General features: G+C 69.0%; 13 protein-coding genes. 1 reads left to right on the forward strand and 12 read right to left on the reverse strand.

The annotated features are described in order from the left end of the window. Position 1 precedes the first annotated feature (1 nt). From ACEL92_RS14285 to ACEL92_RS14310, 6 genes are all read right to left on the reverse strand, one after another. On the reverse strand, positions 2–478 hold the full coding sequence (locus ACEL92_RS14285; protein WP_374021398.1) for a hypothetical protein: 477 nt from the start codon (positions 476–478) through the stop codon (positions 2–4). After that, the gene (locus ACEL92_RS14290) at positions 471–1,835 is read right to left on the reverse strand and encodes a molybdopterin-dependent oxidoreductase (RefSeq protein WP_374021399.1); all 1,365 of its coding nucleotides are present in this window, start codon (positions 1,833–1,835) and stop codon (positions 471–473) included. Before ACEL92_RS14290 ends, ACEL92_RS14285 begins: the two co-directional genes overlap by 8 nt. A 52-nt stretch (positions 1,836–1,887) precedes the next feature. Then, entirely contained in the window at positions 1,888–2,610 is a 723-nt protein-coding gene (locus tag ACEL92_RS14295) for an SDR family NAD(P)-dependent oxidoreductase (RefSeq protein WP_374021400.1), read from the reverse strand. A gap of 89 nt (positions 2,611–2,699) precedes the next feature. Beyond that, positions 2,700–3,440 carry an SDR family oxidoreductase gene (locus ACEL92_RS14300; RefSeq protein WP_374021401.1) on the reverse strand — a complete coding sequence of 247 codons (741 nt, stop codon included), beginning with the start codon at positions 3,438–3,440 and terminating at the stop codon, positions 2,700–2,702. 58 nt (positions 3,441–3,498) lie between these two features. Then, a complete protein-coding gene (locus ACEL92_RS14305) occupies positions 3,499–4,893 on the reverse strand; it encodes a fatty acid desaturase (RefSeq protein WP_374026217.1) in 1,395 nt (464 codons plus the stop codon). A 28-nt stretch (positions 4,894–4,921) separates the two neighbouring features. Beyond that, on the reverse strand, positions 4,922–6,019 hold the full coding sequence (locus tag ACEL92_RS14310; RefSeq protein ID WP_374021402.1) for a ferredoxin reductase: 1,098 nt from the start codon (positions 6,017–6,019) through the stop codon (positions 4,922–4,924). Positions 6,020–6,263: 244 nt separating this feature from the next. On the opposite strand from ACEL92_RS14310, the gene ACEL92_RS14315 reads away from it, so the two are divergent. Beyond that, the gene (locus tag ACEL92_RS14315) at positions 6,264–7,148 is read left to right on the forward strand and encodes a DMT family transporter (protein ID WP_374021404.1); all 885 of its coding nucleotides are present in this window, start codon (positions 6,264–6,266) and stop codon (positions 7,146–7,148) included. Here the strand turns inward: ACEL92_RS14315 and fadD1 are convergent. Genes fadD1 through ACEL92_RS14345 form a run of 6 tightly spaced genes read right to left on the reverse strand, consistent with a single transcriptional unit; the run spans position 7,127 to position 13,287 of the window. After that, positions 7,127–8,713, reverse strand: a complete 1,587-nt coding sequence (fadD1, locus tag ACEL92_RS14320; protein WP_374021405.1) for a fatty-acid--CoA ligase FadD1 — start codon at positions 8,711–8,713, stop codon at positions 7,127–7,129. The genes ACEL92_RS14315 and fadD1 overlap by 22 nt on opposite strands. Then, positions 8,710–10,302 carry a flavin-containing monooxygenase gene (locus ACEL92_RS14325; protein WP_374021406.1) on the reverse strand — a complete coding sequence of 531 codons (1,593 nt, stop codon included), beginning with the start codon at positions 10,300–10,302 and terminating at the stop codon, positions 8,710–8,712. The genes fadD1 and ACEL92_RS14325 overlap by 4 nt, the downstream gene beginning before the upstream one ends. Then, positions 10,299–11,255: an alpha/beta hydrolase gene (locus ACEL92_RS14330; RefSeq protein ID WP_374021407.1), complete on the reverse strand. Its 957-nt coding sequence runs from the start codon at positions 11,253–11,255 to the stop codon at positions 10,299–10,301. Before ACEL92_RS14330 ends, ACEL92_RS14325 begins: the two co-directional genes overlap by 4 nt. A 30-nt stretch (positions 11,256–11,285) precedes the next feature. Next, positions 11,286–11,687 carry a Zn-ribbon domain-containing OB-fold protein gene (locus ACEL92_RS14335; RefSeq protein WP_374021408.1) on the reverse strand — a complete coding sequence of 134 codons (402 nt, stop codon included), beginning with the start codon at positions 11,685–11,687 and terminating at the stop codon, positions 11,286–11,288. 2 nt (positions 11,688–11,689) lie between these two features. Next, positions 11,690–12,892, reverse strand: coding sequence for a thiolase family protein (locus ACEL92_RS14340; RefSeq protein WP_374021409.1), 1,203 nt, complete (start codon positions 12,890–12,892; stop codon positions 11,690–11,692). Continuing rightward, positions 12,889–13,287 carry an acyl dehydratase gene (locus tag ACEL92_RS14345; protein WP_374026218.1) on the reverse strand — a complete coding sequence of 133 codons (399 nt, stop codon included), beginning with the start codon at positions 13,285–13,287 and terminating at the stop codon, positions 12,889–12,891. The genes ACEL92_RS14340 and ACEL92_RS14345 overlap by 4 nt, the downstream gene beginning before the upstream one ends. Positions 13,288–13,296: the final 9 nt, after the last annotated feature.

The raw sequence follows: 13,296 nt of genomic DNA on the forward strand, positions 1-13,296 counted from the left end.
TTCATCGCCTGACAACGCGGACAGCGTAGATCGCGGCGCTCACCGCGAACATCGTGGCGGTCAGCAGGAACCAGCGGCCAAGAAAGGGGTCCTGCGTCTGGCCGGTCGCGGCCGCATACGTGGCGGCGCCCTGCTTGATGATGCCGGGCAGGAACACCAGCAGCGTCAGGCCCGCCCCCAGCGCGGGCACTCGGATGTGGTTGATGACGGGCACACCCCGCGGTGCGGGCCGGGCGACGGACCGTGACAGCAGCCGGTCGAGCAATGCGTAGACCGGGAACAACACCAGGTCGTGGGCGACGATGGCCGCGGCGAACCACACGATGATGGACTGCCACCACACGTGGGGGTTCCACAGCGTGACCGGTTTGATGGTGACCACGACATAGGCCAGGAGCGCGAACCCGGCGATCAACGTCAGCAGATGCCACGGGCCAGAGCCATAGAGCCGCACGAAAGCCGCTCGCGCGCTAGGCATTTGGGTTGGCCCTAAAGGCGATGGATTCCACCCATTTGGTGTTGTGCACCCCTGGCAACGCCGGCACGATGATGCGCGCCGGGTAGCCATGATCCGGGGACAGGTCGGCCCCGTTGACGCGCAGGGCCAGCAGGGCATGGGGGTGCAGTACCTGACTGCTCTGCAGCGTCGCCCGGCCGAACGCGCCCCCGCGCTCCAACGATGAGACGTAGGCCGACTCGGGTGCGGGAACGCCGGCGAGCCTGGCCAGCTCCGCCAGCCGTACGCCGGTCCAGGTCTGGGTGGTGGACCAGCCTTCCACGCAGGCGATCGGCAGCGTGGCGGTGTGCTGCGGCATGGCGAGCAGGGCGGGGCGATCCAGGACGACGGCGTGGGATCCTCCGCTCAGCGTGAGCCGCCAGCGTTCACCGGCGTTTTCGGAGGAAATGCCCGCCGCTGCCGCGGTTCGGTTGACCTGGAAGTCGCCGGGCCCGTCCCCCCGGGTGCGGCCGCGCGGGAGCAGCAGGGCCGCGGGCCGTGTGAAGCCACCCAGCGTCTGCCCCGCGGTGATGACCGCCATGAACAGCGCGCCGCCGCCGACCAGCGCCAGGGCGCCGCGGCGGCTCATCGTCGCGGGGTCCGGATCCGCGGCGACCAGCCCGTCCGGCTCCCAGGGTTCCGCCCGGGTCTCGGCCCGCCCGGTGCGCAGCACGTCGCGCGCGGAGATCGAGCGCAGTCCGGACCACATGGCCGGGATTTTGATCGCGATATGCACGACGAACCCGGCGATGAACACCCAGGCGCCGAAATAGTGCGCGGTGTAGAAGCTGAAACCGAAGATGTAGTCGTACTGGATGTTCAGCACGCCGGTGACAATGTCGAACAGGACGCCGCCGACCAGCATCAGCAGCGAAACCCGTTCGAGCAGTTGGGCTATGGACCGGGCGGGCGGCCACGCGAACAGCCGCGGGATCACCGACCACAGCTTGGCCAGCACCACCGGGATCAGGATCAGCCCGAGTCCGACGTGCAACCCCTGGGTCAGCCGGTACAGCCACGACGGGTTGGTGGGCCAATCGAACGTCGGCAGCTTCAGCCACCCGACGTCGCCGGGGATGGCTTGGCCGAACCGCGGCCCGTAGGCGATGTACGACAGGAGGCCGGTGACGATGACGATCGGCATCGTGACCAGCAGCACCGAGCCGAACAGGGAAGTCAGCCACCGCCCCCGCAGGGGGCTGCGCCAGCGCTGCGCCCGGCTGACGCCCGGCGGCGGATGCTCGTCCAGCAGGCGCCACAGTCGCGCGGGAAACCCGTAGCCGCCGGAATCGGTCGGCTCGGTGTCTGCGGTGCCGGAGCTGTGGATGCGGCGCATCATCGATGATCATCCACGAGCGGGTGCCGAAGATGGTTCAGATTCAGGCGCGCGTTCAGACCGCCGCACCGCCGCCGTCGACGTAAAGCGTCGATCCCGTCACGTAGCTGGCCCGCGGTGATGCCAGGAACAGCACCGCCTGCGCGATCTCGGCCGGGCGGGCGGTGCGGTGCAGCGGGAGACCAGCGCCGATGTCCTCGATGGACTCACCCCACTCGGCCAGCACGCCCGCGGTCCGGGTGGGCCCGGGCGAGACGCTGTTCACCCTGACACCGTGCACGCCGAATTCGGCGGCCCATGTTCGAGTCAGCGACGCCAGCGCCGCCTTGGTCGCCCCGTAGACCGACGCCCCCGGCATCCCTTTCGCCGCCGCCAGCGAGGTGATGTTCACGATGCTGCCGCGCCCCCGCGCCACCATGCCCCGGGCGAGCGGCGCGACCAGGAAGTAGGCCCCGCGCACGTTGGTGTCGAAGACGAGCCCGAAGGAGCCCGGGTCCTGCTCCACGGTGGGTCTGACCGGGAAGGCGCCCGCGTTGTTGACCAATATGTCGACCGGACCGGCTTGCTCAACCAGCTCGGCGACCGAATCCAGGTCGCCGAGATCGGCCCGGACGAACCGCACCTTGCCGTCGATTTCCGCCACCGCCTGGGCGCCGCGCTCGGCGTCGCGCCCCGAGATCACCACCTCGGCGCCCTCGCGAGCCAGCAGGCGGGCCGATTCCAGGCCGATGCCGGCGGTACCACCGGTCACGAGCGCGATCTGAGATTCGAGTTCCATGACCACATTCAAGCGGTCGGCCGCCGGAAAGAATCGGTACCGGCCATTGGCATCGCCAATGCCGGCCATCGACATTCCCGATGGCGGGTTCAGCCCTGGACCGTCGGCCGGATGGTGATGTCGCCGATCTCGACGTCGGGCGGTTGCTCGATGGCGAACGCGATGGCCCGGGCCACCGCCGCCGGCGGCAAGCCGAACTCGGCCATGTTGCGCCGGATCTGAGCGCGCACCGCCGCGTCGTCAATGGAGCCGTCCAATTGGGTGTCGACGAATCCCGGCGAGATCGACGTGGTCCGGACGACGCCATCGGTCGATTCCTGACGCAAGCCCTCCATGACGGTACGAACGGCGTTCTTCGTGGCGGCGTACACCGCCATCGTGGGGACGATCTTGAGCCCCGCGGTCGACACCGTCGTCACGAAATGCCCGCGGCCCTGACGTCGAAACACCGGCAGGGCCGCGGCGATCCCGTGCAGCACTCCCCGCAGGTTGACGTCGATCATCGCCGACCATCCGTCGACGTCGAGGTCGGACATCGGTCCGATCTTGCTGATGCCGGCGTTGCTCACCAGAACATCGAGCCGCCCGAATTCGTCGGTGGCCGTCGCGACGAGCCGCTGCAGGTCTTCGGGTCGCGAGACGTCGGTTCGGCAGGTGACGGCGGATCCACCCCGACCGCGTATTCCCTCTGCGATTTCATCGAGTCGCTCGACGCGGCGCGCGCCCATGACCACCCGGGCGCCGCGCTCGGCCAGCAGCAACGCGGTCGCCTCGCCGATCCCACTGCTTGCCCCCGTGATCGCCACGACCTGCCCGTCGATCCCCGTCATCGCGCAAAGGCTACTCAGCGGCCCGGCGACGGCAAATCAATGAGCTCGGCCTCGAGCGTCAGTCCTTGCCGCGCGGGGGCGGCTGCACCTCGACGCCGGTGGAGTCGTGTTCGGGGCCCGCGGCCGGGTGTTCGGCCGGGACACGGTCGCGGAACCGGGTGCCCTCGCTGGGCCGCTCGGGATCAGGCCGATGGACGTTGCCGTGGTACGGGCCGGGCTTCGGCCGGGGCTTACCGCCCGGGAACGCCAGCCGGAAGATGCTGCGGTGCACCATCGCCCACTGCTTGGAGAACCGGCCCGAGTTGTACGGCAGTTCGTAGCGCTCGCAGATCTCCTTGACCTGCGGCGCGATCTCCGAGTAGCGGCTGCTCGGCATGTCCGGGTAGAGGTGGTGCTCCACCTGGTAACCGAGATTGCCGCTGATGATGTGGAACAGCGGGCTGCCGTCGATGTTCGCCGCACCGAGCAATTGGCGCACATACCAACCGCCGCGCGTTTCGTTCTCGACCTCTTCCTGCGTGAACGTGTAGGTCTGGTCAGGGAAGTGGCCGCAGAAGATGATGGCGTGCGCCCACACGTTGCGGATCACGTTGGCCAGCGCGTCGGCGGCCAGGGTGCGCAGGTAGGTGCTTTCGACGCCCGGCGCGACCTTGTCGAGGAAGTTCGCCGCGGCGCCGACGCGGCGGCCCTTCGACACCCGCCGGAGCCTTCCGGCGATGCGGGATTGCGCCGGCTGTTCGAGCCGGCCGCGCAACGCCAGCTGGGTGAGCCCAAACGCCCCAGCGCTGATCAACGGCCAGCCGAGGTAGTCCTTGACGATCTGCGCGCGCGCCTTGACCCCGATGCCTTTGAGGTCCTTGCGCACCTCCGACCACGGCTTCTCGCGCTTGCGGATGGCGTCGATGTCCATGTCGTGGACGGCCACGCCCCACTCGAACAGCAGCGTGAGCAACAGGTTGTAGATCGGCTGGAACAGGAAGCGGGGTTCCCATTTCTGGTTGGGGTCGATGCGCATGATCTCGTAGCCGAGATCTTTGTCCTTGCCGAGGATGTTGGTGAAGGTGTGGTGGATGTAGTTGTGGGAGTGCTTCCACGACTCGGCGGTCGACGCCGTGTCCCAGTCCCAGACCGAGGAGTGGATGTCGGGATCGTTCATCCAATCCCATTGGCCGTGCATCACATTGTGGCCGATCTCCATGTTCTCCAAGATCTTCGCCATGGAGAGGCAGGCGGTGCCCAGCAGCCACGCGGTCTTCGAGCGCGACGCCAGCAGCAGCACCCGGCCGGCCACCACGATCTGCCGTTGTGCCGAAATCACGTTCTTGATGTATCGGCGGTCGCGGTCGCCGAGATCGGCGAACACCTCGTCGTGGATCGCGTCGAATTCCTTCGCGAGCTTTTCCAGTTCTTGTTCCCCCAAGCGGGAAAGCGGGGACTCCACAGTCCTTTTCACGGCAGTCGTCACAAGCCGCTCCTTTCGTTCAGAGTTCGAGTTTGACGTCGCCCTCGGCGGTGTTGATGCAGATTCGGACGTCTTGCTCGGTCGGTTCGATCACGTCACCCGAGCGCAGGTCGCGCAGCTTGCCCGACTTCAGCGTCCCGACGCAGGTATGGCAGATCCCGATGCGACAGCCATAGGCGAGGTTGAGGCCGGCTTTCTCGCCCGCCTCGAGAATCGATGTGCCGCCATCACATTCGACTTCCTTGTCGCTGTCGAGGAAGCACACCGTGCCGCCCTCGCCGGCGTTGGCGTCGCCGCCGATCTTCGGCTGGAACCGCTCGAAGTGCAGGCGATCCCGGTCGCCGTTGTCCTCCCAGTGCTCGATCAACGCATCGAGCATCTCACCGGGCCCCGAGCAGAACGCCTCGCGTTCGCGCCAGTCGGGGCACACGTCGTCCAGCTCGCCGGGCGTGAGCCGCCCCTGTTCGGAGGTGAAGCGCAGATCCAGCCGCATGCCCTCGTGGCGTTTCTCGAGCTCTTCCAGCGCGGGCAGGAACATGGCCTGCTCGCGGGTGCGGGCGGAATGAATGACGACCGTGTCGCGCATTTCATCGCGGTGGTCGAGGTCGCGCAGCATGCTGATGATCGGCGTGATACCGCTGCCGGCGCTGATGAACAGCATCTTGTCTGGCACGGGCTCCGGCAGGGTGAAGACGCCTTCGATCTCGCCGAGCCGCACCAGGTCCCCCGGCTGAATCTTGTGCACGAGGTACGGCGACACCACGCCGCCGTCGACCCGCTTCGGCGTGACGCTGATCAGCCCGTCGTCGGGCGTGGGATCCGATGTCAGCGAATACGCGCGCCAGTGGTACACACCGTCGATGACCACCCCGAGACGCACGTACTGACCGGGCTTGTGCCCCGGCCACTCGTATCCCGGGCGGATCAAGACGCTGGCGGCCTCCGAGCCCTGCTGCTCGATGGCCTCGACCTTCCCACGCAGCTCCTTGGTGGTCCACAGGGGGTTGATCATCTCGAGGTAGTCGTCCGGCTGCAGCGGGCTGAACAACCGGCGCACCGCGCGCAGGAAGAGCCGGCGCCCGCGTGGGACCTGGGGTTCAGCGCCGCGTTCCGCCATGCCGTCAGAGTACACAGGTGTACACCGAGTTTAAACGTCCATCTTGAAATATGCTGCGCTACCTGGGAACACTCGCGTATCCGGGCGACATGAATGAAGCATGGCTGTTCACTATTACGAATACGGTGTGATCGAGGCCGGCGCCATGCGTACCCCCAGTCGTGCCCCGGCGGCGCCAAGCCCAAACATTTGTTCAAAGGATTCTCAGGCGACGGTGCGAAGCGCTGTGTGACCGGGACGCCTAATGTTTTCAGACGTGCTGATCGGCTTCCTCCTCGCGCTGGGCTGCTCGGTCTGCTACGGCACGGCGTCGGTGCTGCAGGCGGCGGCGACACGGTCGGTGGAGGCCGGCAGCGGCTCGGGCGTCGACACCGTGCTGCTGATGCGGGCCGCCCGGCAGTGGCGGTACATCGTGGGCGTCGGCCTGGACGGCGTCGGATTTCTCCTTCAAGTGGGGGCGTTACGTCTGGTGCCCATCTACGTGGTCGCCGCGGCGCTGGCCGCCTCGATCGCGGTCACCGGCATCGCGTCGGCGTGGCTCCTGTCTGCGCGGTTGTCGCGGGCCGAGTGGACGGCGGTGGGCGTCGTGTGCGCGAGCCTGATCGTGCTCGCTCTCGCGGCCGGTCCAGGGCACTTCCGACGCGCCCCGGCGGGGCTCGGCTGGGCGTTGCTGGGCGTGGTGGCCGCGATATTTCTCGCCGGCGCCGTCGTAGGTCGGCTACCGGACCGGCCGCGCGCACTCGCGCTGGGCCTGGCGGCCGGAACCGGGTTCGGGGTCATCGAGGTGGGGGTGCGGCTGATCGAGGTGATCAATCCGACCCACCGCGCCTTCTACACCAATCCGGCGCTGTACGCAGCGGCCGCGGGCGGGGCGGCCGGATTCTTGCTGCTGACCTCCGCCTTGCACCGCGGATCGGTGACCACGGCGGTCGCCGGGATGGTCGTCGGCGAAACCATTGCGCCCGCGTTCGTCGGCGTGGTGTGGCTGGGCGACAGCGCACGCGATCACCTGGGCTGGCTGGTCATCGCGGGCCTTGTGGTGGCCGTATCGGCCACGCTCGTGCTGGCGCGGTTCGGCGAAGCGCCGCAGGAACTTTCTGAATCGGCTCAGGGCGAAGCCGTCAGTTGACGATAGGACGTGCCGCGCGCCGGGCGTGTCCACAGCACGCCGCCCTCCGCGCTGACGCCCGCGGCCATCAGCGCGCGCTTGAGGATCTTGTTGGTCGCGGTCGTCGGCAGATCGGCGTTGATGCGCACGTAGCGCGGCCAGGCCTTGGGCGACAAGTCCGGTTGTGCCGCAAGGAAAGTCGCGAAGTCGTCGGGCCCCAGCTGCGCCCCGTCGCGCAAGACCAGGGCGGCCATCACCTGGTCGCCGACCCGGTCGTCGGGCACCGCGTACACCGCGACCTGGCTGACCCCGGGCAACCGTTCCAGGATCCGCTCGATCGGGCCTGCCGCCAGGTTCTCGCCGTCGACCCGCATCCAGTCCGCGGTGCGGCCGGCCAGGTAGATCCAGCCCTCGGCATCCCGGTAGGCCAGATCCCCGGACCAGTACATCCCGTGCCGCATGCGCTCGGCCGTCGCGGCCGGGTCGTTGTAGTAGCCGACGAAGGGGCCGGCGCCGGCGGTGTTGACAAGCTCGCCCACCGCGGCGTCGAAGTTGGTCAGCGCCCCGTGTTCGTCGAATTCCGCGACGGCGCACTCCCGCAGCGTCGCCGGGTTGTAGATGCCGACCCCCGGGTACGGCCTGCCGATCGATCCCGGCGGAGTTCCGTCCTCCCGGACGACGATCACCGCGAACTCGCTCGAACCGAAGCTGTCCACCACCCGGCAGCCGAAACGCCTTGCGAATTCGGCGATGTCGCGGTCGGTCGCCTCGTTGCCGAACGCCACCCGCAGGGTGTTTTCGGCGTCGTCGGGATGCTCGGGGGTGGACAGGATCAACGCGAGTGGTTTGCCCACATAGTTGAGGTATGTGACGTGATAGCGGCGCACGTCGTCCAGGAAACGGGACGGCGAGAACCGGGCCGGGACCATGGTGGCGCCGGCGCCGATGGCGACCGCCCATCCGGCCGCGACACCGTTGGAATGGAAGAGCGGCATCGACAGGTAACACACGTCGTCGGCGGTGACGTCGTATTGGAAGACCAGGCTGGCGCCGCACATGATCGTCATGGCGTGGGCGAGCCGCACGACCTTCGGGTCACCACTGGTCCCGGAAGTGAAGATCATCATCAAGGTGTCGGCGCCGGTGACCTCGCGATGCGGTACCAGCGGCGGCGCGGCGGCCACCAGCTCGGCGTAGCGGCCGCCGGTCACGTCGAGCACCTGAATCCCGTTGAGGTCCAAGCCGTCCAGCAGGGCGAGGTGGTCGGGGTCGACGAGCAGCAGCTGGCAGTCGGAGCGCCGGATGTCGGCCAGCAGGCCCGCCCCGCGCCGAGTCGTGTTGATCCCGCACAGCACGTAGCCGCCCAGCGCGGCCGCGGCCATGGCGCGCAGCATCGCAGGGCAGTTGGGCAACAGGGCACCGACGTGTAGCGGTCGGGTCGGATCGGCCAGCGCGATCAGCGCGGCGGCCTCCGCCTCGGCCTCCGCGAGGTGTTCCCCCCAGGTCCAGACCCGTTCGCCGCAGGCAACGGCCGGACCCTTGTCGTTGCGGCGCTGTCGCAGCAGCTGTTGAACCGTCTCGATCATCGGGTGGTTAGCACCAGCCCCGCGTAGTGCCGGCGTGCCACGTCGTCGCAGTGGCGACGATAGGTGCCGAACCCGCCGGCGTAGGGCATGAAGACCCGTTTCTTGCCTTCGATGTTCGCGCCCAGGTACCACGACGAGCTCGCCTTGGGGAAGAGCGTCTGCTCGGCCGCCTTCGCGACATGGTCCGTCCAGGCTTCCGCCGCGTCCCGCCGCGGCTCCACTTCCGTCACCCCGAGCCGGCGTACGGCCAGCACGAGTTCGATCACCCAATCGACCTGTACCTCGGCGTGCAGGACCATATTGGCCAGCACCGACGGGCTGCCGGGCCCGCTGATGGTGAACATGTTCGGCAAGCCGGGCACCATCAGGCCGAGGAACGTCAGCGGCCCGTCGGCCCACACGTCGCTCAGCCGCACTCCCCCTGCGCCCCGGGGATCGATCCGGGTCAGTGCGCCGGTGAGCGCGTCGAAGCCAGTGGCGAAGATCAGCACGTCGCAGGGATAGGTGGCCGCGCTGGTGCGGACACCGCCGGCGGTGATCGCCTCGATGGGCTCGCGGCGCAGGTTCACCAGCCGGACATTGTCGCGGTTGAACGTCGCGTAATAGCCGCCGTCGGTGCAGATGCGCTTCGTCCCGATCGGGTGGTCGACGGGGATGAGGTCGGCGGCCACGACCGGGTCGGCGACGATCTCGCGGATGCGCTGCTCGGCGAACTCCCGGGCGATGTCGTTGGCCGCCAGGTCGGAGTTCTGGTCGGGGAAGGTCTTGGCGAACAGCACGCCGCCCTCCCGCCAGCGCCGCCACAGGGCTTCGGCGCGTTCCTGCGGTTCGGTGTCCACCGCCTTCTTGTGGTAGGTGCCGTGCGGGGTGCCCGCGGCCGCATAGGCCGATACGCGGCGCCGCTCGGGATACTCCTCGCGGATCCGGCGTTGCTCCTCGGGTGTCCACGGGCGGTTGGGCATCGGGATGCTGTAGTTGGCCGATCGCTGAAACACCACCAGCCGGTCGGCCTGCTCCGCGACGATCGGAACCGCTTGGATGCCTGAGGACCCCGTGCCGATCAGGCCCACCCGCTTGCCGCTCAGGTCGGGGTCGTCGCGCGGCCACGCGGCGGTGAAGTACACCTCACCCGCGAAATCGTCGACGCCGGGGATGTCGGGGCGGTTGACCGCCGACAGGCATCCCGTCGCGCAGACCAGGAACTGCGCGGCATGGGCGTGGCCGTCCTTGGTGCGGACCCGCCATCGGCCGTGCTCCAAGGCGGCGCCGACGACGTCGACCTCGAATCGGTAGTGGCGGCGCAGAGCCAACCGGTCCGCGACGTGGCGCAGGTAGGCCAGGATCTCCGGTTGCGCGGCGAAGCGCTCGCTCCACGTCCAGCTCCGCTGCAGCTCCTCGTCGAAAGAGTAGGAGTAGTCGACGCTTTCGACGTCGCAGCGGGCTCCCGGGTACCGGTTCCAATACCAGGTTCCGCCGACGTCGGGGGCCGCCTCGAGCCCGAGCACCGAGAGGCCCGCGGACGCGGCCCGGTGCACGGCGTAGAGCCCGGCGAAGCCCGCGCCGATCACGATCATGTCGGTTTCGGTCATGCCGACTCGCAGAGGGTCGGCTCCAGCAGGGCCCGCAGGTCGGCACAGACCAGGTCGCGGGCCGAGACCGCGGGCGGGAAGGACGCGATGGTTAGGAAGCCGTGGAACAGGTCCGGGAAATCGCGATGCACCACGCGCACCCCCGCGCCGCGCAATCGGCGCGCATAGTCGCAGCCCTCGCTGTGCAGGGGATCGAGCCCGGCGGTGACGATCACCGCCGGCGGCAGGTCGGCGTGGGACTCCGCCCGCGCCGGCGCCACCAGGTGGGGCGGCTCCAAAAGCGTTTCGCCGCCCAGGTATTGGGCCCAGTACCACCGCATCGCGGCGCCGGTGAGGAAGCAGCCGCTGGCGCAGCGCAGGTAGCTCTCGGTGTCGAAAGACGGGTCGATGACCGGATACAACAGGATTTGCGCGGCCGGGCCGGCGACCGCCCTTTCGCGGCACAGGATCGCGGTGACCGCGGCGAGGTTGCCGCCGGCGCTGTCACCGGCGACGGCGGCGCGCGCCGGGTCGACGCCGAGCTCGGGCGCGTGGTCGAGCACCCAGCGGAACGCCGCAAAGGCGTCCAGCGCGGCCGCGGGGGCCGGGTGTTCGGGCGCGAGGCGGTAGCCCACCGAGACGACGACGGCCTGGGCGCCGCGGGCGAGGGCGCGGCAGAAGCCGTCGTGGGATTCGATGTCGCACAGCACGAATCCGCCACCGTGATAAAACACGATCGCGGCGCGGTTGTCCTGAAGGTCGCCGTGCGGGTAATAAACCCGCGCGGGGATGTCGCCGGCGGGCCCCGGGATCGACCGGTCCTCGGTGCGGCGGACGTCGTCGATGTTGGTGACGGGCTGGCGTCGCTGGGCGACGGCGGCGCGGGCCCGCTCGGCGGTCATGGTCTCCACGGGCGGGAATCCGGCGTTCAACTCGCGCAACATCGCCGGGACGCCGTCAAACGGGTCGTCCATGTGACGCCTCCGCGCGCATCGGTGGACCGATCATGCCGGCCGGTACTTCAACAAGGTGATTCCGTCTTCGGGCAGATCGTAGAACACCGGCTCGACCCGCATGCCGATTACGACGTCGCCGGGTTCGACGTCGACCAGCTCGGTGCTGAATTTGGGTCCGGCGTCCCACTGCACGACCGCGGGCAGCTGCGGTAGCGCCTCCGCCCAGGGGGGACCGGTTGGCCGTCGGGCGATCGTGAACGTGTAAAGCGTTCCGGCGCCGTCGATTTCGCGCCATTCCAAATCGTCGGCCAAGGTCCCCGGGGCGAGGGTGCGCGGGTAGAAGACGTAGCGCCCGGCCGACGGTGAGTACTGCACCAGGATGCGGTGCCGGGCCAGTGCGTCCCAGAAGGGGCGCGACACCGGTGTCGGCTCGGGGACGGGGACGTCCATCGCTAGTCCCCCCGCATCAGCAGTGCGACCTGCTCGCTCATGATTCCGCCGTTGCCGGTGACGAACGCGGTGTGGCAGTCGGGCACCTGCGCGTCACCGGCCCGGCCCATGACCTGCCGCGCGCCGTCGACGACGTGGTGCATGCCGCCGGCCATGCCGGCCTGCCCGAAGGACAGTTGGCCGCCGGCGGTGTTGAGCGGAAAGTCACCGCGGTGGGTCAGGTCGTGGCCGGCGATCCACGACATTCCCTGGCCCTTGCCGCAGAAGCCGGCATCCTCGAGGCTCATCAGCACGGTGATGGTGTAGCAGTCGTAGATCGACGCCATGTCCACCTCGGAGCGGTTGAGGCCGGCCATCGCGAACGCCCGGTCGGCGGCCCGGGCGATCGGCGTGCGCAGCAGGTCCTCGGCGTAGGTGGGCGTCTTGAACGCGATGTGCTCGCCGAAGCCCTTGACCCAGACCGGGCGGTGGCGGCCGCGCCGGGCGATGTCGGCGTTGGCGATCAGGACGCCCGCTCCCCCGTGCACCCGCATCACGGTCTCCAGCATGTGAATGGGGTCGGCGATCATCGGGCTGGCGAGGACGTCGTCCACCGTGATCGGGGTGCCGTAAAAGACCGCCCCCGGGTGGGCGCACGCGTTGGTGCGCTGGTCGACCGCGATCTTCGCGACAGCGGCGGGGTCATAGCCGAACTCGGCCGCGTAGCGCTGGGCGATCTGTGCGTACGGCGCGTTCTGGCCGACGTTGCCGTACGGGATCTCGAACTCCGCCTGCGGCGACCCGTAGTTATTCGACGACGCCCCATACCAATTCGGTGTCGGCGGTGGCCGCTTCTGCGACTGCGGCTGCGACGCCGAGCCGGGAACCACCGCCAGCACCGCGTCGCAGATGCCGAGCTCGACCGCGGCCGCACCCCGCCAGATCATGCCCGCGGCGGTGGCCCCGCCCAGGTCGACCCGTTCGCCGAAATCCAATGACAGGCCGAGGTATTCGCACAGCGTGGCGGGGGCGAACATCGTTGACTCGGCGATGCCGTGGGTCAGCAGGCCGTTGACGCACGCGGCGTCGATACCCGCGTCCTCGATCACCGTCTTGGCCAGCAGCGCGTATTGGTCGAGGGTGAACATCGGCGGGCCGGTGGGCCGCCGCTTCGCCGGCAGCTCCGCGATGCCAACGATCGCCGCCTCGCCGCGCAGGCCGGTCACGCCGGCGTTCCGCGTCGGGGCAGCTCGACTGTCGCCGTACCGGGCATCAGCACGGTCTCACCGCGGCGACCGGCGATGTCGAGGTCCACCAGGCCGGCGCCCTCGCCGGAGAGTCGTTTGCCGGTGATTGTGCCGCCGAAGCTCAGGGCTTGGCCCGGATGGGCGACCGCCCGGTTCTGGACGGAGAAGGACAGCAGGCGGCCGCGGCCGCCGATCCAGTCCCCGATGGCCCGGCCGAGCAGCGCGGCCTGCAGCGGGCCGTGGACCAGCACGTCGTCGTAGCCTTCGACCGTGCGCGCCCAGTCCTTGTCGTAGTGGATCCGATGACCGTTGTAGGTGGCGGCGCTGAAGAAGAACAGCTGCGTTTCGTCGACGGTCACGGTGAGGTCGGGCATCCGGAGGCC

This window comes from Mycobacterium hainanense (genome assembly GCF_041890355.1).
In the GTDB taxonomy this organism is placed as follows: domain Bacteria; phylum Actinomycetota; class Actinomycetes; order Mycobacteriales; family Mycobacteriaceae; genus Mycobacterium; species Mycobacterium hainanense.